The organism is Mycobacterium sherrisii (assembly GCF_002102355.1).
Lineage (GTDB): Bacteria > Actinomycetota > Actinomycetes > Mycobacteriales > Mycobacteriaceae > Mycobacterium > Mycobacterium sherrisii.
The window spans coordinates 1-21120 of the sequence record NZ_LQPT01000054.1; the positions used below are offsets into that span (position 1 = coordinate 1).

General features: G+C 68.9%; 19 protein-coding genes and 2 pseudogenes. 10 read left to right on the forward strand and 11 right to left on the reverse strand.

Annotation, left to right across the window (positions count from 1 at the left end; translation table 11 throughout):
• The 3 genes and pseudogenes from AWC25_RS09295 to ctaC all read right to left on the reverse strand — a co-directional run.
• A pseudogene (locus AWC25_RS09295) lies at window positions 1–608 on the reverse strand (MmpS family transport accessory protein); the annotation flags it as partial.
• A 181-nt stretch (window positions 609–789) separates the two neighbouring features.
• Window positions 790–1209, reverse strand: a complete 420-nt coding sequence (locus AWC25_RS09300) for a cytochrome c oxidase subunit 4 (protein ID WP_069400974.1) — start codon at window positions 1207–1209, stop codon at window positions 790–792.
• An 8-nt stretch (window positions 1210–1217) separates the two neighbouring features.
• Window positions 1218–2273: an aa3-type cytochrome oxidase subunit II gene (ctaC, locus tag AWC25_RS09305; RefSeq protein ID WP_069400973.1), complete on the reverse strand. Its 1056-nt coding sequence runs from the start codon at window positions 2271–2273 to the stop codon at window positions 1218–1220.
• Between the two features lie 166 nt (window positions 2274–2439).
• On the opposite strand from ctaC, the gene asnB reads away from it, so the two are divergent.
• On the forward strand, window positions 2440–4425 hold the full coding sequence (gene asnB / locus AWC25_RS09310) for an asparagine synthase (glutamine-hydrolyzing) (protein WP_069400972.1): 1986 nt from the start codon (window positions 2440–2442) through the stop codon (window positions 4423–4425).
• A gap of 145 nt (window positions 4426–4570) precedes the next feature.
• On the opposite strand, the gene AWC25_RS09315 is transcribed toward asnB, so the two are convergent.
• Entirely contained in the window at window positions 4571–5545 is a 975-nt protein-coding gene (locus AWC25_RS09315) for a carbohydrate kinase family protein (RefSeq protein WP_069401002.1), read from the reverse strand.
• A gap of 191 nt (window positions 5546–5736) precedes the next feature.
• Here AWC25_RS09315 and AWC25_RS09320 point away from each other — a divergent pair, with 191 nt between their 5' ends.
• Window positions 5737–6399, forward strand: a complete 663-nt coding sequence (locus AWC25_RS09320) for an Rv0361 family membrane protein (RefSeq protein WP_069400971.1) — start codon at window positions 5737–5739, stop codon at window positions 6397–6399.
• Window positions 6400–6424: 25 nt separating this feature from the next.
• Here the strand turns inward: AWC25_RS09320 and AWC25_RS09325 are convergent, their stop codons facing one another.
• Together AWC25_RS09325 and AWC25_RS09330 are read right to left on the reverse strand one after the other, a co-directional pair.
• The gene (locus AWC25_RS09325; RefSeq protein WP_061556061.1) at window positions 6425–6781 is read right to left on the reverse strand and encodes an iron-sulfur cluster assembly accessory protein; all 357 of its coding nucleotides are present in this window, start codon (window positions 6779–6781) and stop codon (window positions 6425–6427) included.
• A 70-nt stretch (window positions 6782–6851) separates the two neighbouring features.
• Window positions 6852–7928 (reverse strand): glycerate kinase family protein, encoded by a 1077-nt coding sequence (locus AWC25_RS09330; RefSeq protein ID WP_069401000.1) that lies wholly within the window; start codon window positions 7926–7928, stop codon window positions 6852–6854.
• A gap of 190 nt (window positions 7929–8118) precedes the next feature.
• Here AWC25_RS09330 and AWC25_RS09335 point away from each other — a divergent pair, with 190 nt between their 5' ends.
• The 4 genes from AWC25_RS09335 to AWC25_RS09350 are packed head-to-tail and all read left to right on the forward strand — an operon-like array spanning window position 8119 to window position 11176.
• Window positions 8119–8808: a DUF3043 domain-containing protein gene (locus AWC25_RS09335; protein ID WP_069401001.1), complete on the forward strand. Its 690-nt coding sequence runs from the start codon at window positions 8119–8121 to the stop codon at window positions 8806–8808.
• A gap of 27 nt (window positions 8809–8835) precedes the next feature.
• Window positions 8836–9372, forward strand: a complete 537-nt coding sequence (locus AWC25_RS09340) for a bifunctional adenosylcobinamide kinase/adenosylcobinamide-phosphate guanylyltransferase (protein ID WP_069400970.1) — start codon at window positions 8836–8838, stop codon at window positions 9370–9372.
• Window positions 9372–10421: a nicotinate-nucleotide--dimethylbenzimidazole phosphoribosyltransferase gene (cobT, locus tag AWC25_RS09345; protein ID WP_069400999.1), complete on the forward strand. Its 1050-nt coding sequence runs from the start codon at window positions 9372–9374 to the stop codon at window positions 10419–10421. The genes AWC25_RS09340 and cobT overlap by 1 nt, the downstream gene beginning before the upstream one ends.
• The gene (locus tag AWC25_RS09350; protein WP_069400969.1) at window positions 10418–11176 is read left to right on the forward strand and encodes an adenosylcobinamide-GDP ribazoletransferase; all 759 of its coding nucleotides are present in this window, start codon (window positions 10418–10420) and stop codon (window positions 11174–11176) included. Before cobT ends, AWC25_RS09350 begins: the two co-directional genes overlap by 4 nt.
• A gap of 14 nt (window positions 11177–11190) precedes the next feature.
• On the opposite strand, the gene AWC25_RS09355 is transcribed toward AWC25_RS09350, so the two are convergent.
• Together AWC25_RS09355 and gcvT are read right to left on the reverse strand one after the other, a co-directional pair.
• Window positions 11191–12297, reverse strand: a complete 1107-nt coding sequence (locus AWC25_RS09355; protein WP_069400968.1) for a branched-chain amino acid aminotransferase — start codon at window positions 12295–12297, stop codon at window positions 11191–11193.
• Between the two features lie 55 nt (window positions 12298–12352).
• Window positions 12353–13456: a glycine cleavage system aminomethyltransferase GcvT gene (gene gcvT, locus AWC25_RS09360; protein WP_069400998.1), complete on the reverse strand. Its 1104-nt coding sequence runs from the start codon at window positions 13454–13456 to the stop codon at window positions 12353–12355.
• A gap of 164 nt (window positions 13457–13620) precedes the next feature.
• On the opposite strand from gcvT, the gene AWC25_RS09365 reads away from it, so the two are divergent.
• Both AWC25_RS09365 and AWC25_RS09370 read left to right on the forward strand, forming a co-directional pair.
• The gene (locus tag AWC25_RS09365) at window positions 13621–14724 is read left to right on the forward strand and encodes an adenylate/guanylate cyclase domain-containing protein (protein ID WP_069400967.1); all 1104 of its coding nucleotides are present in this window, start codon (window positions 13621–13623) and stop codon (window positions 14722–14724) included.
• Window positions 14725–14754: 30 nt separating this feature from the next.
• Window positions 14755–16311 (forward strand): leucyl aminopeptidase, encoded by a 1557-nt coding sequence (locus AWC25_RS09370; protein ID WP_069400966.1) that lies wholly within the window; start codon window positions 14755–14757, stop codon window positions 16309–16311.
• On the opposite strand, the gene AWC25_RS09375 is transcribed toward AWC25_RS09370, so the two are convergent.
• Together AWC25_RS09375 and AWC25_RS09380 are read right to left on the reverse strand one after the other, a co-directional pair.
• Entirely contained in the window at window positions 16308–17909 is a 1602-nt protein-coding gene (locus AWC25_RS09375) for a phytoene desaturase family protein (protein WP_069400965.1), read from the reverse strand. The two genes, AWC25_RS09370 and AWC25_RS09375, sit on opposite strands and share 4 nt — an antisense overlap.
• 2 nt (window positions 17910–17911) lie before the next feature.
• Complete coding sequence (locus AWC25_RS09380; RefSeq protein ID WP_232327074.1) at window positions 17912–18376, reverse strand: SRPBCC family protein; 465 nt, start codon at window positions 18374–18376, stop codon at window positions 17912–17914.
• A gap of 151 nt (window positions 18377–18527) precedes the next feature.
• On the opposite strand from AWC25_RS09380, the gene AWC25_RS09385 reads away from it, so the two are divergent.
• Window positions 18528–18866 carry an aminopeptidase gene (locus AWC25_RS09385; protein ID WP_069400963.1) on the forward strand — a complete coding sequence of 113 codons (339 nt, stop codon included), beginning with the start codon at window positions 18528–18530 and terminating at the stop codon, window positions 18864–18866.
• Window positions 18867–18872: 6 nt separating this feature from the next.
• On the opposite strand, the gene AWC25_RS09390 is transcribed toward AWC25_RS09385, so the two are convergent.
• Window positions 18873–20648 (reverse strand): SDR family oxidoreductase, encoded by a 1776-nt coding sequence (locus tag AWC25_RS09390; protein ID WP_069400962.1) that lies wholly within the window; start codon window positions 20646–20648, stop codon window positions 18873–18875.
• 154 nt (window positions 20649–20802) lie between these two features.
• Between AWC25_RS09390 and AWC25_RS09395 the strand changes: the two are divergent.
• Window positions 20803–21120 (forward strand): annotated as a pseudogene (locus AWC25_RS09395) (biotin/lipoyl-containing protein); the annotation flags it as partial.

Below are 21120 nucleotides of genomic sequence, written 5' to 3' on the forward strand. Positions count from 1 at the left end.
GGTGGAGGCGGTGGCGTCACCGTCACAGTCTGGGTCTCCGTAGCGGTCGGGGGCGGCGGTGGCGGTTCGGTGGTGGGCGGTGGCGGTGGCGGCGGCGGGGTGGTCGTGGTGATCTCGTCCTGCACCGGGGGCGACGACGGCGTGCTGGTGGCGGGATTGGCCAGCTTGCTGGTGTCGGTGCGGGCGAACAGCAGTGACACCGACACCACCAGCGCGATCGCGGCGACGATCGCGGCCACACCCACCACCCAGGGCCAGCGCGGAGTTGCGTCCTCGTCCTCGTCGTCGGACGGATCCTCGAAGGCGTCGTAGTCGTAGAGCCTCAGGTCGGCAGGCACATAAGGCCCGCTGACGAAATGCTCGGATTCGGGCGCGGAGTAAGCACGCGAATAGGCGTCGGTCTCGCCGGTGTGGTCGGCCGCCGCTATTGCGGCACTATCGACACTATCGACACTGTCGTCGAATGGTTCCGGATCTTCGCGGGTCGGCAATTCGCCGTCCGGCTCCGAATCATCGGCATGCCTGCCGCCGGAATTCGACTCGTGCTTGAGCTCACTGGCGGAATCGGATTCATCGGGTTCCCATCCCGGAGGTTTCGGCCCGCTCATGTCTGCCTGCCCTGTCCAACTGCCTCACCTGCGCACGGGGCTCCGGAGGTACCTCGTGTCGCGCGCGCTCGGGAGATTGTCATTGCCTGCGCAAACCCTACCGAACCGACCGGGACAACGAAGTCTGGGCAAACGGGCGCCGGCTCAACTGATGCCCGGATTGTTACCTTCGAGACGCAATTCAGTGCTTCTCGGGGCCCACGTAGTACTCGAAGACCAGTCCGGCGGCGGACGCAAGGATGAACACCACCCCGGCGGTGATCAACCAGGGCAGCCACAGCGCGATGCCGACCGCGGCCACCGAGCCCGACAGCGCGACCAGCAGCGGCCACCAGCTGTGCGGGGCGAAGAAGCCCAATTCGCCTGCACCATCGCTGATTTCAGCACCCTCGTAGTCTTCGGGCCGGGTGTCGAGCCGACGCGCCACGAACCGGAAAAAGGTTGCCGTGATCAACGCCAGACCGCCGGTCAGGACCAGCGCGGTCTCACCCGCCCACTCGGTGCCGCCGGTGGCGAACAGCGCGGTCAACACCCCATAGAGCACCGCGCACAGGATGAAGAACGCGGCGATGAATTCGAACAACCTCGCTTCGATGTGCATTGCGTGTCCTAACCGACCGATTGGGTCTGTTCGCCCCGGCGGGTGTCGAACGGGTGGGTCGTCACCGCCACCGGAGACTGGGCGATCGCCTGCAGCGCTTCGGCGTTCGTCTTACCGTCAATCCGTTGCTGCAGGTAGGCCTTGAAGTCGTTGGCTGGGACCACGCGGACCTCGAAGTTCATCATCGCGTGATAGGTGCCGCAGAACTCGGCACAGTGCCCCACGAAAGCGCCCGTCTTCTGAATCTCTTCCACCTGGAAGACATTCACGGAATTGTTTTCCTTCGGGTGAGGTATCACGTCGCGCTTGAACAGAAACTCCGGCACCCAGAATGTGTGGATGACATCGGCCGAATTCAACTGGAATTCGATGCGCTTGCCGGCCGGCAGCACCAGCACCGGGATCTCGGTGGGCGTGCCGAGCGTCTCGACCTTGTCGAAGTTCAGGTAGGTGCGGTCCTCGGTGTTGAGTCCGCGCACCGGACCGACACGCTCCTCGCCGTGTTCGCCCTTGCCCTCCGGCTTGGAGACCATCGCCTTCTTGCGCGCCTCGTCAGCGCCGTCGTAGTTCAGCGTGCCGTCTTTGAAGTTGACCTTTTGGTACCCGAACTTCCAGTTCCACTGGAAGGACGTGACGTCGATCACGACCTCGGGATCCTTTTCCAGGTGCAGCATCTTCTCTTGCACCACGACCGTGAAGTAGAACAGCACCGAGATGATCAGGAACGGCGTGACGGTGAGCACCAGTTCCAGCGGCATGTTGTAGCCGAACTGACGGGGCAGCTCGGTGTCGGTGGCCTTCTTGCGATGGAACGCCGACGCCCAGAACAGCAACCCCCAGACGATGACGCCGACCACCAGTGACGCGATCACCGCGCCGATCCACAGCTCACGGTTGAGGTGGGCCTGCGGCGTGATGCCCTCGGGCCAGCCCAGGGCGAACACCGACTGCCAGCCGCATCCGCTAACAGTGACCGCCAATAGGCCCAGCATCGCGGCCAGTGCCAGCGGTCGAAATATGCGCTGCGACAGACGTTGCGAACGGAACTGCCCGCCGGGTGTCACGTTGGCGCCCTCCTGCTCGAATGTCGAATACTACGCAGCGTAGACCACGCCGCCCAGGGCGGCGACGAAACCCCGACCGGCACGTCCCCCGGGCCCTCGTGAGCCAGCCGTGACCCGCCCGATGCGCTGCCCCCAAGCGTCGCCGGGATACGGCATATTGGGGGCCGTGTGTGGACTGCTGGCGTTCGTGGCGGACCCGACCGGCCTGGATGACGGGACGGCCGGCGGCGGCGATGCGCTCGCCGCCGCGCATGCGGCCCGCGCAGACGGCGCCATCACCCACGCCGCCCAGGTGATGCGCCATCGCGGCCCCGACGAGCCGGGCACGTGGTCGGATCCCGGCGCCGACGGGTCGGTGGTGTTCGGCTTCAACCGGCTGTCGATCATCGACGTGGCGCATTCGCATCAGCCGCTGCGCTGGGGCCCGCCCGAGACACCGGACCGCTACGTGCTGGTGTTCAACGGCGAGATCTACAACTACCTCGAGCTGCGCGACGAACTGACCGCCCGGCACGGCGCGGCGTTTGCCACCGACGGTGACGGCGAGGCGATCGTCGCGGGCTATCACCATTGGGGCACCGACGTGCTGACCCGGTTGCGGGGCATGTTCGCCTTCGCGCTGTGGGACACCGTGACTCGCGAATTGTTCTGCGCGCGTGACCCTTTCGGCATCAAGCCGCTGTTCATGGCGACCGGTCCCGGCGGCACCGCCGTGGCCAGCGAGAAGAAGTGCCTGCTGGAGCTGGTCGAGCTGATCGGATTCGACACCGCTGTCGACACCCGGGCGGTGCAGCACTACATCGTGCTGCAGTACGTGCCCGAGCCCGAGACGCTGCACCGCGGCGTGCGCCGCCTCGAATCGGGCTGCTATGCCCGGATCCGGCCCGGGTCACCGCCGCAGACCAGCCGTTATTTCGTGCCGCGGTTCGCCGCGGTGCCGATCACGCGGGACACCGAGCAGGCCCGCTACGACGAGATCACCGCCGTGCTCGAGGATTCGGTGGCCAAGCACATGCGTGCCGACGTCACCGTCGGGGCGTTCTTGTCCGGGGGCATCGACTCCACCGCGATCGCGGCACTGGCGATTCGGCACAACCCGCGGCTGATCACCTTCACCACCGGGTTCGAGCGGGAGGGGTTCTCCGAGATCGACGTCGCGGTCGCCTCGGCCGAGGCGCTTGGCGCCCGCCACATCGCCAAGGTGGTCAGCCCCGACGAGTTTGTCGCCGCGCTGCCCGAGATCGTCTGGTACCTCGACGAGCCGGTCGCCGATCCGGCGCTGGTCCCCCTGTTCTTCGTGGCGCGGGAGGCCCGCAAGCACGTCAAGGTGGTGCTCTCCGGTGAGGGCGCCGACGAGCTGTTCGGCGGCTACACGATCTATCGGGAGCCGTTGTCGCTGAAGCCTTTTGACTATCTGCCGCGGCCGCTACGGCGTTCGCTCGGCAAGGCGTCGCGTCCGCTGCCCGACGGCATGCGCGGCAAGAGCCTGCTGCATCGCGGTTCACTGACGCTCGAGGAGCGCTATTACGGCAACGCCCGCAGCTTCTCGGATGCGCAACTGCGCGATGTGCTGCCCGGGTTCCGCGACGAGTGGACCCATACCGACGTGACGGCGCCGGTGTACGCCGAATCGGCGGATTGGGATCCGGTGGCCCGAATGCAGCACGTCGACCTGTTCACCTGGCTGCGCGGCGACATTCTGGTCAAGGCCGACAAGATGACGATGGCCAACTCGCTGGAGCTGCGGGTGCCGTTTTTGGACCCCGAGGTGTTCGCCGTGGCGTCGCGGCTGCCCGTCGAGGCGAAGATCACCCGCACCACCACCAAGTACGCGCTGCGGCGCGCGCTGGAGCCCATCGTCCCCGCGCACGTGCTGCATCGGCCGAAGCTCGGCTTCCCGGTGCCGATCCGGCACTGGCTACGCGCCGGCGAGCTGCTGGAATGGGCCTACGCGACGGTGGACGCGACACAGGCCGGTCACCTCGTCGACATCGCCGCCGTGCGCCGCATGCTCGACGAGCACCGCGGCGGCGGCAGCGACCATAGCCGCCGGCTGTGGACCGTGCTGATCTTCATGCTCTGGCATGCGATCTTCGTGGAGCGCAGCGTGGTGCCCCGAATCAGCGAGCCGCACTATCCGGTGCAGCTCTGAGACGACGCCCGCCGGTGTGACACGACGGCTTTCCGTGTGACGCCTGGGAGTGGTCTGTCGGCGTGTCGCCGCCGCCAGCACACACCGAAAGCCGCGACTTCACACTCGATGCGGCCCGGTCGACTGCGGGGCGGTCAGGCCAGCACTAACCCAGTACGGAGGCGATCTCGGTGGCCGCCTCGTCGCCGTAGGCGTCCGCCAGCCGGCTCTTAGCCACCGCCGGGTCCCACGACCATTCCTGGGTGCCCGTCGACTCCAGCACCAGCACGGCCACCAGCGAGCCCAGCTGCGCCGAGCGCTCCAGGCTCAGCCCGGCGGTGCGGCCGGTCAAGAAGCCCGCCCGGAACGCATCGCCGACCCCGGTCGGGTCGGTCTGGCTGGTCTCGGGCACCACGCCGACGTGGGTGGTGGTGCCGTCGCGCTCCACGATGTCGACGCCCTTGGCGCCCAGCGTGGTCACCCGCAGGTCGACCTTGCCCAGCACGTCGGCCTCCGACCAGCCGGTCTTGTTGAGCAGCAGCTCCCACTCGTAGTCGTTGGTGAACAGGTAGGCCGCTCCGTCGATCAGCGTGCTGATCTCGTCGCCGGACAGGCGGGGCAGCTGCTGGGAGGGGTCGGCGGCAAACGGCAGGCCGAGCTTGCGGCACTCCTCGGTGTGCACCACCATCGCGTCGGGATCGTTGGCACCGACGATGACCAAATCCGGCTTGCCGACCGACGACACCACGTCGGCAAGCTTGATGTTGCGGGCCTCCGACATGGCGCCCGGGTAAAACGACGCGATCTGCGCCATGTCCTCGTCGGTGGTGCAGGTGAACCGCGCGGTATGTGCGGTCTTCGAGATCAGCACGTTCTCGCAGTTGACGCCGTGCCGCTCCAGCCATTCCCGGTACTCGCCGAAGTCGTCACCGGCCGCGCCGACCAGTGCGACGTCGCCGCCCAGCACGCCGATGGCGAAGGCGATATTGCCCGCCACACCGCCCCGGTGAATCACCAGGTCGTCGACGAGGAAGCTGAGCGAAACCTTCTGCAGATGCTCGGCCAGCAGGTGCTCGGAAAAGCGGCCGGGGAAACGCATCAGGTTGTCGGTCGCAATTGAGCCAGTCACCGCGATCGTCACGAAATCTCCACCCTTCATCGGTAAGCGCGTCCAGCCTACCCACCGGTTGGGGCGTGCGACCGACCCCGTTGGGTGCGCGGCCCGCGAGCCGGGTGTGCGCTAGCCTGCCTAGGGAACTCACTCAAGTCGCCGGCACCGAATTCGCGGGCGGTGGCCGCTCGTGGTCCCGTCCAACACCGGAGGAGAACCAGATGGGCGGTCCGAACTCGCCGAATCCGACTGTCGGCGGCGACGGACCCGGGCAGTACAGCGAGCAGCCGGTCGACTTTCCGCACGACCCGCCGGCGGGCGACACGGCGTTTGCCCCGCGGCCCCGCAACGAGCCGCCGTATTCCGGCCCGACACCCCCGCCGGGCTACCCGAAGCGCCGCTCCCCCCGGCGGCTGGTGATCGGCACCCTGGCCGCGGTGGTGCTGGTCGCCGCGATCACCGCCGCGATCGTGTACGGGGTGCGGACCAACGGCGCCAACACCGGCGCCTCATTCTCCGAAGCCGCGGCCCAGACGGCCATTCAGAACTACCTGGACGCCCTGGGCAGCCGCAACACCGAGGAGATCTCCCGCAACGCGTTGTGCGGCCTGTACGACGGCGTACGCGACCGGCGCTCCGACCAGGCGCTGGCCAAATTGAGCAGCGACGCGTTCCGCAAGCAGTTTTCGCAGGTCCAGCTGACCTCGATCGACAAGATCGTGTATCTCTCCCAGTACCAGGCCCAGGCGCTGTTCACGATGCAGGTGGCGTCGGCCTCCGGCGGCCCGCTGCGCGGGCAGGTTCAGGGCGTCGCGCAGCTGTTGTTCCAGCGCGGCCAGATCTTGGTGTGCTCGTACGTCCTGCGCACCGGGGGCTCGTACTGATACCCCCGGCTACCAGGCAAGAAGATCAGTTGAAGGAGTCGCCGCAGGCGCAGGAGCCGGTGGCGTTCGGGTTGTCGATGGTGAAGCCCTGCTTTTCGATGGTGTCCACGAAGTCGATGGAGGCCCCCTCCACGTAGGGCGCGCTCATCCGGTCCACCGTCAGCGTGACCCCGCCGAACTCGGCAGTCAGGTCGCCGTCCAGGGACCGGTCGTCGAAGAACAGGTTGTAGCGCAATCCGGCGCACCCGCCCGGCTGCACCGCGATACGCAGCGCCAGGTCGTCGCGTCCCTCCTGGTCCAGCAGCGCTTTCGCCTTGGTGGCGGCGGCCTCGGTCAGGATCACGCCGTGGGTCTTGGCGGTCGACTCGTTTTGCACCGTCATTGCTTCTCCTACATGCCTGTCGTTGGGTAGGTGCCCGGGCACCCGAACCTCTCGGGTTGAACCCACTGCCTCAACGGTACCTCGCAGGACCGCTATTCCCGAGCCGCGCCGCCACCTGTGACGCTAATCCCATCAGCTGATTTGCCGCGTCAGCCAGCGCCAATCCCACCGATCCGGCGTACTCGGCCATGGATAGCGCCGACATGATGCCCGCGTTGCGTACCGCCGTCTTGTCCAGGCCGACCTGCCCGGCCAGCACGATCACCGGAATCCCCAGCGGGCCCGCGGCCGCCGCGAGCGACCCGACGACTTTGCCGTGCAAAGACTGTTCGTCGAATTTGCCTTCCCCGGTGACGATCAGCTCGGCGATCTCGAGATCGTCGGCCAGATGGGTGTACTCGGCGATGATCGCCGCGCCCGATTCGCATCGCCCCCCCAGCGCGAGCAGCCCGGCGCCGATGCCTCCGGCCGCGGCGGCCCCGGGCTCGGAGCTGACGTCGCGGCCCGCCGCCGCCTCGAGATGCAGCGCCCACGCCTCCAGCCGCACTTCCAGCGCCGCGACCGTGGCGGTGTCCGCGCCCTTCTGCGGCCCGAACACCCGGGCCGCCCCCCACGGGCCCACCAGCGGATATTCGGTGTCGGAAGCGGCGACGAGCTCCACGTTCGCCAGCTGACGGCGCGCCACTTCCAGGCCGCCGAGCTCGGCGATCATCCCTTGCCCGCCTTCGGTGCAGGCGCTGCCGCCCAGCCCGACCACGATGCGCTTGGCCCCGCACCGCAGCGCCTCGGCGATCAGCTGTCCGACTCCCCTGCTGTGCGCCGCCAGCGCGGTCTCGGAATCGGGCGGCCGCCCGAGCAGCTTCAGGCCGCAGGCCTGGGCGCATTCGAGGTAGGCGGTCGCCGACTCCGGGTCCCACACCCATTCCGCGTCGACCATCCCGTCCAGCGGCCCGAAGACCGGGATGCTGCGCTTCTCCCCCATCCGGTTGGCCAGCACGTCGATGAAACCCGGGCCGCCGTCGGACTGCGGGGCGACGATGAACTGGTCGCCGGGACGTGATCGGGTCCAGCCGGTGGCAATGGCGGCGGCGGCTTCGACCGCCGAGAGGCTGTCGCCGTAGCAATCCGGGGCGACCAAGACGCGCATGGCCGGCAACTGCAAACGACCCGGAGACAGGCCAACGGCAGCGTCGTCCGAGGCCATCGAGCCGTCGTCCATCACCCGCAGCCGTCCATCTGGTAAAGGGTAGGTCCAAGTATCGCCCCAGCGCAGAGCATTGGCGATGCTGGCGGGGCCGTTCAAAGAATCGACGCGACTGCGCAGTAACCTGGCCATTGTGAAGTTGTTGGGCCGTAAGAAAACCCAGCCGGACGCCGTGGCGGGCGATCTGGTGACACCGGTCACCTCCGACGTGGATTCGGCGCCGACGTCGCGTCGAGCGCGCCGGACCGACCCGAAGGGACGGCCGACGCCCAAGCGCGACGAGGCTCGCCGCAGCGCCAAGAAGAAGGGCCCCGTGGCCCCGGCCCCGATGACCGCCGCAGAAGCGCGGGCCCGGCGCAAACAGCTGGCCGGTCCCAAACTCAGCCGGGAGGAGCGCAAGGCCGAACGCCTCGCCAGCCGGGCCCGGATGACGGATCGCCGGGAACGCATGCTGGCCGGCGACGAGGCCTACCTGCTGCCGCGCGACCAGGGTCCGATCCGCCGTTACGTGCGCGACGTGGTGGACGCCCGGCGCAACCTGCTCGGCCTGTTCATGCCGGCGACGCTGTCGCTGTTGTTCGTCATGTTCGCCCTTCCCCAGCTGCAGCTCTACATCTCCCCGGCGATGCTGGTGATCACCGCGGTGATGGCCGTCGACAGCCTGATCCTCGGCCGCAAGGTCAGCAGGCTGGTCGATGCGAAATTCCCGAGCAACACCGAAAGCCGTTGGAAACTCGGCCTTTACGCCGCCGGCCGGGCATCTCAGATGCGCCGCATGCGAGCACCGCGGCCGCAAGTCAAGCGCGGCAGCAATGTCGATTAACCGCCTGGCGAAGGCGCACTGACCCCGGTGCGCACCCTGGTGCTCGGCGGGATCCGGTCCGGCAAATCCGAGTGGGCCGAACGAGCCATCGCCGGTGCCGTGCCGTCCGGTCGGCCGGTCCGGTATCTGGCGCCCGGGCCGTGCGACGCCGCGGATGCGGACTGGGCCCGTCGCGTCGCGCAACACCGCGACCGCCGGCCCCAACACTGGACGACGGTCGAAACCCGGGACGTCGCAATGGAATTGGCACGGTTACCGGATGCCCCGACGCTCGTCGACGACCTGGGCACCTGGCTGACCGGGACGCTGGATCACCACGACGCCTGGGAGAACGGATCGGTCGCGGCACCCGTCGCGCAGGTCCTCGACGCGGTCGCAGCATTCTCCTCGACGCTGGTGCTGGTCAGTCCCGAGGTCGGACTGACCGTGGTGCCCGCCACCGCGGCGGGGCGCCGCTTCGCCGACGAATTGGGTGTTCTCAACCAGCGTGTCGCGGCGCTGTGTGAGCGGGTGGTGTTGGTGGTGGCGGGTCAGCCCGTTTGGATCAAAGGGCCGCAGACGTGATCGAGTTCCCGCCGATCATCCCGCCCGACGCGGCGGCCGCCGCGGCCGCCCGTGCCCGTCAAGACACCCTGACCAAGCCGCGCGGCGCGCTGGGCCGCCTCGAGGACCTGTCGGTGTGGGTGGCATCCTGCCAGGGCCACTGCCCGCCCCGGCAGTTCGAGCGCGCCCGCGTGGTGGTGTTCGCCGGCGATCACGGCGTCGCCCGCGCCGGGGTGTCGGCGTACCCGTCGGAAGTGACCGCGCAGATGGTGGCCAACATCGACGCCGGCGGGGCCGCGATCAACACGCTGGCCGCGATCGCCGACGCGACGGTGCGCGTCGCCGACCTCGCGGTGGACGACGAGCCGCGTTCCGAGCGGATCGGCGCCCACAAGGTGCGCCGCGGCAGCGCCGACATCGCGGTGCAGGACGCCCTGACCGACGAGGAGACCGCCGCGGCGATCACCGCGGGGCGCAACATCGCCGACGAGGAGGTGGACGCCGGCGCCGATCTGTTGATCGCCGGCGATATGGGCATCGGCAACACCACCCCGGCCGCGGTGCTGGTGGCGGCGCTGACCAACGCGGAGCCGGTCGCGGTGGTCGGATTCGGTTCGGGGATCGACGACGCGGGTTGGGGCCGCAAGACCGCCGCGATTCGCGACGCGTTGTTCCGGTCCAAGCCGGTGCTACCCGACCCGGTCGCGTTGTTACGCAGTTGCGGCGGCGCGGATTTGGCCGCGCTGGCCGGGTTCTGCGCGCAGGCCGCGGTGCGGCGCACCCCGCTGCTGCTCGACGGCATGGCGGTGACGGCCGCCGCGCTGGTCGCCGAGCGGCTGGCCCCGGGGGCGCGGCAGTGGTGGCAGGCGGGGCACCGCTCGACCGAGCCGGGCCACACACTGGCGTTGGCCGCGCTGGAGTTAGAGCCCGTGCTCGATCTGCGGATGCGGCTGGGCGAGGGCAGCGGCGCGGCGCTGGCGCTGCCGGTGCTGCGCGCCGCGGTGGCCACGCTTGCCTCGATGGCGACGTTCGCCGAGGCCGGCGTCTCCGACGACGCCACGCCGCCGTGATCCGTTCGTTGGCAACAGCTTTCGCGTTCGGCACGGTGTTGCCCGTGCCGGCGGCAGGTAGCGCCGCGATGGGTCGTGGCGCGCTGACGGCGCTACCGGTCGTCGGCGCTGCGTTGGGGGTGCTGGCCGCCGCGGTTAGTTGGGCTGGCGCGCTGGCGTTCGGCACGTCCGGCCCGCTGCCCGGATTTCTGGCCGTGACAACGCTTTTGCTGGCCACCCGCGGCTTGCACATCGACGGTGTGGCCGACACGGCCGACGGGCTGGGCTGCTATGGGCCGCCGCAGCGGGCGCTGTCGGTGATGCGCGACGGGTCGACGGGCCCGTTCGGTGTGGCGGCCGTCGTGCTGGCGATCTCGTTGCAGGGCTTGGCTTTTGCGGCGCTCGCCGCGTCCGGCCGGCACGGGTTGCCCGCGATCGTGCTGGCCGTCGCTGCCGGCCGGGTGGCCGCCGTGGTCGCCTGCCGCCGGTCGGTACCGGCGGCCGACGGCTCCTCCCTGGGTGTTCATGTCGCCGGGACGCAGCCGATTGCGGTGGTGGCGGCCTGGGTTGCGGTGCTGGTCGGGGTGGCGGTGCTGGCGGGTCCTCGGCCATGGCAGGGTCCGGTCGCGATGCTGTTGGCGGTGTGCAGCGCGGTGGTGCTGGTCGCACATTGCGTGCGTAGGTTCGGCGGCATCACCGGCGACGTGCTGGGCGCCACGATCGAGCTGACCACGACGGTCGGGGCGGTGACCCTGGCGGGGCTGCTTCGCTGTTGACGACCCCGGGCGGGTCAGCCCAGCCGCGACATCCAGCCGTGCGTGTCGGCGAAGGTGCCGCGCTGAATGCCGGTCAGGGTGTCGCGCAGTGCCATCGTCACTTCGCCGGGTTGGCCGTCGGCGATGGTGAACTCGGTGTCGGCGTATTTGACCCGCGCGACCGGGGTGATGACGGCGGCGGTGCCGCAGGCGAAGACCTCGGTGATCTCTCCCTCGGCGGCCTTCTTCTGCCACTCGTCGATGTCGATCTTGCGCTCCTCCACGGCGAAGCCAGCGTCGGTAGCCAACTGCAGCAACGAATCTCGCGTGATGCCGGGCAGTAACGAGCCGGACAGCTCGGGGGTGACCAATCGCGAGCTGCCGCCACTGCCCAGCACGAAGAACAGGTTCATGCCCCCCATTTCTTCGACGTAGCGGCGCTCCACGGCGTCGAGCCAAACCACTTGGTCGCAACCGTTTTCGGCGGCCTCGGCCTGCGCCAGCAGCGACGCCGCGTAGTTACCGCCGAATTTGGCCGCGCCGGTGCCCCCGGGACTGGCTCGCACGTATTCGGTTGACACCCACACGTCGACGGGGTTGATGCCGTTTCGGAAGTACGCCCCGGCCGGTGAACCGATCAACAGGTAGCGGTAGCGCTTGGCCGGACGCACGCCCAGGCCGGGTTCGGTGGCAATGATGAACGGCCGCAGATACAGCGACTCCTCGCCGCCCGCCTGGGGCACCCAGTCGTTGTCGACGGCGATCAGCTGACGCAGCGATTCGAGGAAGATCTCGGCGGGCAGCTCCGGGATCGCCAGGCGCCGCGCCGAGGACCGCATCCGCGCGGCGTTGGCGTCCGGCCGGAACGACACGATCGAGCCGTCGGCCCAGCGGTAGGCCTTGAGTCCCTCAAATACCCCTTGCGCGTAATGCAGCACGATCGCCGACGGATCCAGCTGGATTGGGCCGTACGGGATGACTCGTGCGCTGTGCCAACCCTGGCCCTCGTCGTAGTCGACCGAGACCATGTGGTCGGTGAAGAATTTGCCGAAGCCGGGGTCGGCCAGGATTGATTCCCGCTCCGCGCGACTTGCCGGATTAGACGCGCGTTGAACGGTGAACTCGAGAAGGCCGCTCGTCATGCGCCGATTCTATATGCGCGTGCCAATGGGTTTTTCCCGCGTGAGCCGCGGCGGGCTAACGGGTTTTCAACCCGACGAACGGCGGACGCACCACTGCACACTCCGCGGCCCGGCCGCGGACGTCGACGGTGATTTGCTGACCGTCCTCGATGTCGGCGTCGGTGTCGATCAGCGCCAGCGCGATGCCGGCCTGCAGGGTCGGTGAAAACGTCCCGGAGGTGGTGATCCCGACGGCTTTGTCGGCGGCCAGGACCGTCAGCCCGGGCCGCAACACCCCACGTCCCAGCATCCGCAGCCCGCGCAGCAACCGCCGTGGCCCGGCCGCCTTCTCGGCCAGCAACGCGTCGCGACCGAAGAAGGCGTCCTTTTTCCACCCGATCGCCCAGCCGCAGCGGGCCTGCAACGGCGAGATGTCAAGCGAAAGCTCGTGACCATGCAACGGATAACCCATCTCGGTGCGCAGCGTGTCGCGCGCGCCCAGGCCGGCGGGCTCGCCGCCCGCGTCGGAAACCGCCGTCACCAGCGCGTCGAACACCACGCCCGCGGACTCCCACGGCGGCAGCAGTTCATAACCGTGTTCGCCGGTGTATCCCGTTCGGCAGACCCGGACGGGCACCCCCGAGAACGATGCGTCGGCGTAGGCCATGTAGTCCATCTCGGTGGGCAGGCCGAGCTCGGCGAGCACGGCCGAGGACCGCGGGCCCTGGACGGCCAGCACCGCGTAGGAGCGATGCTCGTTGGTGATCGTCAGACCGTCGGGCGCCGAGGCCTGCAGCGTCTCGACCACCGCGGCGGTGTTCGCGGCGTTGGGCACCAAAAAGATCTCGTCGTCGGCGACGTAGTAAGCGATCAGGTCGTCGATGACCCCGCCGGATTCGGTGCAGCACAGCGTGTATTGGGCCTTGCCCGGCCCGATCCGGCCCAGGTCGTTGGTCAGCGCCGAGTTGACGAATTCGGCGGCCCCGGGCCCGCGCACCAGCGCCTTGCCCAGGTGGCTGACGTCGAACAGCCCCACGGCATTTCGCGTGGCACTGTGCTCGCTGACGGTGCCCGCGTACGACACCGGCATGAGCCAGCCGCCGAACTCCGCGAAACTGGCGCCCAGCTGCCGATGGCGGTCTTCCAGCGGTCCCTTGATCGGCTCGGATGCATCGCTCACGACGGCCACCCTATCTTGGCGCCAGCTCGGCGACGATGCCCGCCGATCCCCCGGCGGGAGGAGGAGCGAGCCATCCAACCCAGCTCGGCGACGATGCCCGCCGGTCCCCCGGCGAGCCACCCGAGCCATTCAAGCGTGGGCGCGCACCTGGCAGACTTGGGTGGATGTCCGATTCCCTGGACTTCGATGCGCTTGAGGCCGCCGGGGTGGCCGACGCGCACGCGCGCGCCGATCTGATCAAGTATCTGGACGACCTGGGGTTTTCGGCCGAGGAGATAGTCGACGCGGAACGCCGCGGCCGGCTGTTCGGCCTGGCTGGTGATGTGCTTTCGTGGTCGGGCCGGCCGATCTACACCTTCGGGTCCGCGGCCGAGCAGCTGGGGGTGCCCGCCGACGAGGTCGCTCGCGCCTGGGCGTTGCTCGGGTTGACCGCCGCCGGTCCCGACGTCGCGGTGCTGAGCCAGGCCGACGTCGACGCCCTGCAAACCTGGCTGGCGATCAAATCCGTGGTCGGCCAGGACGGCGCGTACGGCCTGCTGCGCGTGCTGGGCGTCGCGATGGCCAGGCTGGCCGAGGCCGAGTCGACGATGATCCGCGCCGGGACGCCGGACATCCAGATGACCCACACGCACGACGAGCTGGCCACCGCGCAGGCCTACCGCGCGGTGGCCGAGTTCGTGCCGCGCCTCGGGGCGCTGATCGACGTCGTGCATCGCCATCATCTGATCGGCGCTCGAACGCACTTCGAGGATGTCCTTCGCGACACCTCGGCCGCGGTGGTGTGCGGCGTGGGTTTTGCGGATCTGTCCGGTTTCACCGCGTTGACGCAGGCGCTGACCCCCGCGGAGCTGTCGTATCTGCTCAACGAGTTCGCCGGCACGGTCTCGGACGTGGTGCACGCCGATGGCGGCCGGGTGGTGAAGTTCATCGGCGACGAGGTGATGTGGGTGAGTTCGGCTCCGGACCGGTTGCTGCAAGCGGCGATCGACCTGGTCGAGCATCCGAAGGCCCGTGCGGAAGGACTGCGGGTGCGGGCGGGGCTGGGCTATGGCACGGTTGTGGCGATCAACGGCGACTACTTCGGAAACCCGGTCAACCTGGCCGCGCGGCTGGTGGCCGCGGCGGCACCCGAACAGATCCTGGCCACCGTCGAGCTGCGCGACGCGCTGCCGGACCGGCCGGCGGTCGCGCAGGGCCCGTTGACGCTCAAGGGTTTTGACGCCCCGGTCGACGCGTTCGATCTGCACGCCGGGACGCTGCCGAGCTAGGACGGCTGCCGATGACTAGGGTGAGTACGCGTGAGCACCGAACCCGGATACCAGGCCCCCTCCGTCACCGTCGCCACGTCGCTACCCAAGCGGGGTGCAGATGCGTCGGTGTTGCTCGTGCCCGTCGTCTCCACCGGAGACGACGACCGCCCGGGCGCGAGCGTTGTCGCCGCCGAGGCGTTCGTCTCGGCCGACGCGGTCGCCGAGATCGAGGCCGGCCTGCGGGCGCTGGACGCCACCGGCGCTGGCGAGCAGGTACACCGACTGGTAATTGCCTCGCTGCCGGTGGCCAGCGTGCTCACCGTCGGGTTGGGCAAGCCGAAGGACGTGTGGCCCGCCGACACCATCCGCCGCGCGGCGGGTGTGGCGGCACGCTCGCTCGGCAAGACCGAGTTGGTGTTCACCACGCTGGGCGAACTGCCCGGCGACGGAGTGACCGCGGCCGCGGTTGAGGGTCTGATTCTGGGCGGTTACCGCTTCACCGAATTCCGCAGCGAAAAAACCGCGCCGAAAGACCAAGGGCTGCGCGAGATCACGGTGCTTGCCCCGAAAGGCACGGCCAAGGACGCCGAGCAGCAGGCCGCGCGCGGGGCGGCCGTCGCGGCCGCGGTGGCCACCGCCCGAGACTTCGTTAACACCCCACCCAACGCGCTGTATCCAGCCGAATTCGCTAGGCGTGCAAGGGCTTTAGGTGAGTCCGTGGGTCTCGAGGTGGAGGTGCTCGACGACAAGGCGCTACAGAAGGCCGGCTACGGCGGGATCATTGGCGTCGGCCAGGGCTCGTCGCGTCCGCCGCGACTGGTGCGGCTGACCCACCACGGGTCGAAGCTGGCCAAGAAGCGCAAGGACGCCAAGAGGGTCGCCCTGGTCGGCAAGGGTGTCACGTTCGACACCGGCGGCATCTCGATCAAGCCGGCGGCGGGAATGCACCACATGACCTCGGACATGGGCGGTGCCGCCGCCGTGATCGCGACCGTCACGCTGGCCGCGCAGCTGGAGCTTCCGATCGACGTGATCGCCACCGTGCCGATGGTCGAGAACATGCCCTCGGCGACGGCCCAGCGTCCCGGTGACGTGCTGACGCAGTACGGCGGGATCACCGTCGAGGTTCAGAACACCGACGCGGAGGGCCGGCTGATCCTGGCCGACGCCATCGTGCGTGCGTGCGAGGACAACCCGGACTACCTGATCGAGACCTCGACTTTGACCGGCGCCCAGACCGTGGCGCTGGGTGCGCGCATCCCCGGGGTGATGGGCAGCGACGAGTTCCGCGACCGGGTGGCGGCGATCTCGCAGGCGGTCGGCGAGAACGGCTGGCCGATGCCGTTGCCCGACGACCTCAAGGAGGACCTGAAGTCCACGGTGGCCGACCTGTCCAACATCAGTGGGCAGCGGTTCGCCGGCATGCTGGTCGCCGGGGTGTTCCTGCGCGAGTTCGTCGGGGACGGGGTGAGTTGGGCGCACATCGACGTGGCCGGGCCGGCGTTCAACACCGGCAGCCCGTGGGGGTATTCGCCGAAGGGATCCACCGGCGTGCCGACCCGCACCATGTTCGCGGTGCTGGAAGACATCTGCGAAAACGGCTAAGAGCGGGTACCGGTCATCAGCGCGAACACCGCCCGGCGCAGATTGCGGCGCGGCCAGCCGGTCACACCGTCGGCGGCCAGCGCGGCGTTGGCCGCGTTGCGTCCGCAGGCGCCGTGCACGGACCCGCCCGGGGTGGCCGACGCGCTGGCCAGATACAGCCGCTCGATCGGTGTTTCAGCGCGGCCCATTCCGGGCGCCGGGCGAAAGATCAGCATCTGCTGCAGTTGCGCGGTCCCGCCGTTGAGCGCGCCGTGGTGCAGGTTGGCATCGTGGGCCTGCAGATCGGACGGGCCTTGCAGGTGACGTCCGACGACGTGCGCGCCGAAGCCCGGCGCGTGTTCTTCGATGACGCGGTCCATCGCCTCGGCCAGCCGCTCGGCCGATGCGTCGTCGTGCACGTTTCGCGGCAAATGCGTGTAGGCCCAAGCACTTTCGGTGCCGGCCGGCGACCGGGTGGGGTCCGCGACGGTGGTCTGACCGAGCAGCAGGAAGGGCCGCGCCGGCACCGTGCGGGTGTTGATATCGGCCATCCAGCGGATCAGGCCTGGTCCGTCGGCGCCCAGATGAACGGTGCCCACTTCGCGTAACGCGTTGGCATGCCACGGGATCGGAGCGTCGAGCGCATAGTTGACCTTTACCACCGGTGGATCCCATACGAAATGGGTCAGATCGCGCCGCAGTCCCGCCGGGACGGCGTCGGCCGGCAGCATGTCGCCGAACAGCCGCGGCGCCGTCACGTCGGCCAGCACCGCGCGGCGGGCGTTGATCGTGCGGCCGTCGGCGGTGCCGACCCCGGCTGCCCGTCCCCCACGCACGTGCACGCGATACACGTTCTGGTTGCACTCGATTCGCGCACCGGCCGAGCGCGCGCGGCGGACGAGCGCGGCGGTCAACGCGCCCGATCCGCCGACCGGCACCGGCCAGCCGTGGTCCTGGGCGAGCATCGTCATCAACAGGCCCATCACACCGCTGCCCGGGGCGTCCAACGGAATGTCCGCGTGCAAAGCGTTGCCCAGCAGCAAGACTCGCGGTGCATCGCCGTCGAACAGCTGTTCGGCCATGGCAGCCGCGGGCTGGACCAACAGGTTCGCCAGCCGCAGCGCCTCCGATGTTCCCAGCCTGCGCAGCAACGTCAGCAGCGGCCGCATCGGCGGAAACGGCGCCAGGATGGCTTGCAACAGTGGCTCTTTCACCGTGTCCCACAGCTCTAGGACGCGCAGCCAGTTCTGGCCGTCGCCGGCCGTGCGGCGGTCGAATTCCGCCGCGGTGCGCTCCGCGTCGGGGTAGACGACGGGCGGGTCGTCGTCCGTGGCGCTGCGCGGGTGGCCGACCACGGCAGGGGCGCGTGACCAGCGCAGGCCGTGGTCCTCGAGCCCGAGCGCCGCCATGGCCGGCGACGCCACCGTCATCGGATAGAACGAGCTGAACAAATCGGTGACATAACCGGGTGTCAGTTCCGCGCTCCGCACCGCGCCACCCGGTTCGGGTTGGGCCTCGAGCACCAGCACGTCCCAGCCGGCGTCGGCAAGCATCGCCGCCGCGACCAGCCCGTTGTGCCCGGCGCCGATGACGATCGCGTCGACCGTCTCTGCGGGCACGGTTAGTCGATCTCGTTCGGCTCGAGACGCTGAGCCAGCGCGGCGAGCCGTAGCAAACATTCGCGGTTGCGCGGGTAGACCGCGGCCAGCGCCAGCCGGTCGGGGATGATCTTCATCGGCCCCTCGGCCGGGACCTCGATCATGTCGATCCGGCAGCCGCCCGGAATATCGGTGAGCCGCAGCGTTATTCGGGCCACGCCGAACGGTCTGACATGTGCCCGCAACACGAGTTCCTCACCGGGGGTGCAGCTTTCGACGACGGTTTTGTCGTTGATCACCAATGGCCACACGCCCACCGAGTGCCGGATCGCGGATCCTGGCTGCGGCCAGTGGGAGTCCACCGCGCGGGTGCGGCTGTTGCCGACCACCCATTGGGTGTAGGTCCAGCCGTCGGCCATCGCGTCCCACACCTGTTGGCGGGTGGCCCGCACCTCACGGCTGGTGGCCATCTGCTCTTTGGACGTCATCTGCATTCCTTTCGCTCAGCGTCCCTGGCGGATTACCCCGCCCGGCCCGGACCAAGCGCGCCACCTGGAGCGATGCCGACAAGTTCACCGTTTAGCCACCTGGACGGCTGGCTAATCTCCCCTTCGATCATTACTCGACAGGAGGCCAATTATGACGGTGCGACGGTTGATTCTCGGCCTGGCCGCCGTGCTATTGCTCGTGGGCGTGATCGGGCTGTTGGTCCCGGTGAAGGTGTCCGACGGCAACGGCAACTCCGTTTCCTGCGGCAACGGCGCCGTCTCCGACCTGACCGCGGCACGCAACGCCAACGACAGGAGCGTGGCGAACATCCCGATCGTCAACGAGATCGTTCCGCACACCGACTATGTGGCGCAGTGCGAATCGTCGCTCGGTAGTCGGCGCGCCTGGACGATCCCGTTGACGCTGGTCGGCTTGGTCGGCATTGCGGGGGCGCTGCTGCTGAAACGGGATCGAGCGCCGACGGCCTGAGCCGATTTAGATCACCCGCAACCGTGCGGTGCTGCGCAGTGCTTGCGGCAACAGTCGCGAAACCCCATACAGCGCATAGGCTTCGGGCGCTACCGGGCGAATCGGCTGCTTCTTCTGCACCGCCGCCAAGATCGCCGCGGCGACCTTCTCCGACCCGTAACGCCGTAGCGCGAACATCCTGCCGAGCTGAGAACGCCGCCCGTCGACGTGTGCGTCCGGCTTGCCCAGCGGGGCGTCGAACCGGGTGGTGCGGATGATGTTCGTGTCGATCAGCCCGGGGCAGATCGTGGTCAGGCCCACGTCGGCGGCGGCGAGTTCGGCCCGCAGGCAGTCAGAGAACATGTAGGTCGCCGCCTTGGAGGTGCAGTAGGCGCTCAACGACTGCATTGGCGCGTATGCGGCCATCGACGAAACGTTGACGATGTGACCGCCCGTGCCGCGCTCAACCAACCGCCGCCCGAACGCCCGACAGCCGTTCACCACGCCGCCGAGGTTGACGTCGAGCACCCGGTCGAACTGGTCGGCCGGGGTGTGCAAGAACGCCCCGGCCTGCCCGATGCCCGCGTTGTTGACCACGATGTCGGGCACGCCGTGTTCGGCGCTTACTCGGTCGGCGAAGGCCTCGACGGCGTCGGCGTCGGACACGTCCAGCACGTAGCTGTGCGCCACCCCGCCGCGGGCGGTGATCTCGGCGGCGGTCTGCTCGACGGCGGCTTCGTCGACGTCGCTGACGACCAACTCGGCCCCGTCGGCGGCGAACGCGACGGCGGTGGCCCGGCCGATGCCGCTGCCGGCGCCGGTCACCGACACCAGGGTGTCCCCGAAGGCGCCGCGGGGGCGGCCCACCTGCGCGCGCAACAACGCGCGGCTGGGCCGTTTGCCGTCGGCCCAATCGGCGATGTCATGCACCGCGGCCGCCATCACCTGCGGGTGCGACATCGGCGAAAAGTGCCCGGCCGCAATGTCACGCCGCCACAGCCGCGGCACCCACCGTGCGGTCACGTCATAGCCGTGCGGCCGGACGTACTTGTCGCGGGTGTTGACGATCAGCTGCACCGGCACGTCGACCACGTTGATGTCTCGCCCGCGCCTCGAAAAGGAACGAAAGTAGTTGGCTGGATAGGTTTTTACCGATCGAGCCGCATCCCTGGCGAACTCGGCGGAGTGGTGGATCCGCTCGTCGGGAATGTTGTCGACGACGTTGCGCCGCACCGCCGGCACCGAGAACGCGGCCCGCAACAGCAGCGGCGCCAACACCGGGATCGAGAAGAAAACCATGTACGTCAGTCGCAGGGCCTGGCTGAGCGAGCGGGCGAATCTGCGCGGGCGCCACGGCTGGCGCAGGCCGCTGAAGATGTAGTCGACCAGTTGCTCCTGGCTCGGACCGGACACCGACGTGAACGTGGCGATCCGGTCCCCGGCACCGGGCCGTTTCAGGTATTCCCAGACGCCCACCGACCCCCAGTCGTGGGCCAGCACGTGCACCGGCCGGCCGGGGCTGAGTTCGCTTGTCACGGCCGCAAAGTCGTCGGCGAATCGGGCCATGGTGTAGGCCGACACCGGTTTGGGTGCGCCCGATCGACCCACCCCGCGGTTGTCGTAGCGGATGACGCGGAATCGCTCGGCCAGCAGCGGCACGACGCCGTCCCACAGCACGTGCGAATCGGGGAAGCCGTGCACCAGCACGACCGCGGGCCCTTCGGGGTTGCCCTCTTCGTAGACCGCGATGCGGACGCCGTCCGCGCTGTCGACGAATTGCTGGAGTGCTCGTGTTGGCGGCATCGAGGCTCACGGTAGCAAGCCGGGTCAGCCCTGGCTGCGTGCCGATGTACCGGCAATGACAGGATAGTTTTGACGTCAACTTCCAGTACATCGCGGTGTGGTAAGTCAGATGTCGACCTGCGCCGACCCACGAGTATTCGAGGAGTCAATAGAGATGGCCTTCTCCGTCCAGATGCCGGCACTCGGTGAAAGCGTCACCGAGGGGACGGTGACCCGCTGGCTCAAGCAGGAAGGCGACACGGTCGAACTCGACGAACCGCTGGTCGAGGTGTCCACCGACAAGGTCGATACCGAAATTCCGGCGCCTGCCGCGGGCGTGCTGACCAAGATCATCGCTCAGGAGGACGACACCGTCGAGGTCGGCGGTGAGCTGGCCCTCATCGGCGACGCCTCCGAAGACGGCGCATCCGGCGCCCCGGCCGCGGCGCCGACCCAGCCCGCGGCCGAAGCCGCGCCCGCCCCCGAGACCTAG

Coding starts and splice junctions, on each gene's coding strand:
- AWC25_RS09385 (WP_069400963.1), top strand. CDS start 18,528: ATGACGGTGCGACGGTTGATTCTCGGCCTGGCCGCCGTGCTATTGCTC.
- AWC25_RS09325 (WP_061556061.1), bottom strand. CDS start 6,781: ATGACGGTGCAAAACGAGTCGACCGCCAAGACCCACGGCGTGATCCTG.
- AWC25_RS09330 (WP_069401000.1), bottom strand. CDS start 7,928: ATGCGCGTCTTGGTCGCCCCGGATTGCTACGGCGACAGCCTCTCGGCG.
- AWC25_RS09355 (WP_069400968.1), bottom strand. CDS start 12,297: ATGACGAGCGGCCTTCTCGAGTTCACCGTTCAACGCGCGTCTAATCCG.
- AWC25_RS09380 (WP_232327074.1), bottom strand. CDS start 18,376: ATGACGTCCAAAGAGCAGATGGCCACCAGCCGTGAGGTGCGGGCCACC.
- AWC25_RS09300 (WP_069400974.1), bottom strand. CDS start 1,209: ATGCACATCGAAGCGAGGTTGTTCGAATTCATCGCCGCGTTCTTCATC.
- AWC25_RS09390 (WP_069400962.1), bottom strand. CDS start 20,648: ATGCCGCCAACACGAGCACTCCAGCAATTCGTCGACAGCGCGGACGGC.
- AWC25_RS09365 (WP_069400967.1), top strand. CDS start 13,621: ATGTCCGATTCCCTGGACTTCGATGCGCTTGAGGCCGCCGGGGTGGCC.
- AWC25_RS09320 (WP_069400971.1), top strand. CDS start 5,737: ATGGGCGGTCCGAACTCGCCGAATCCGACTGTCGGCGGCGACGGACCC.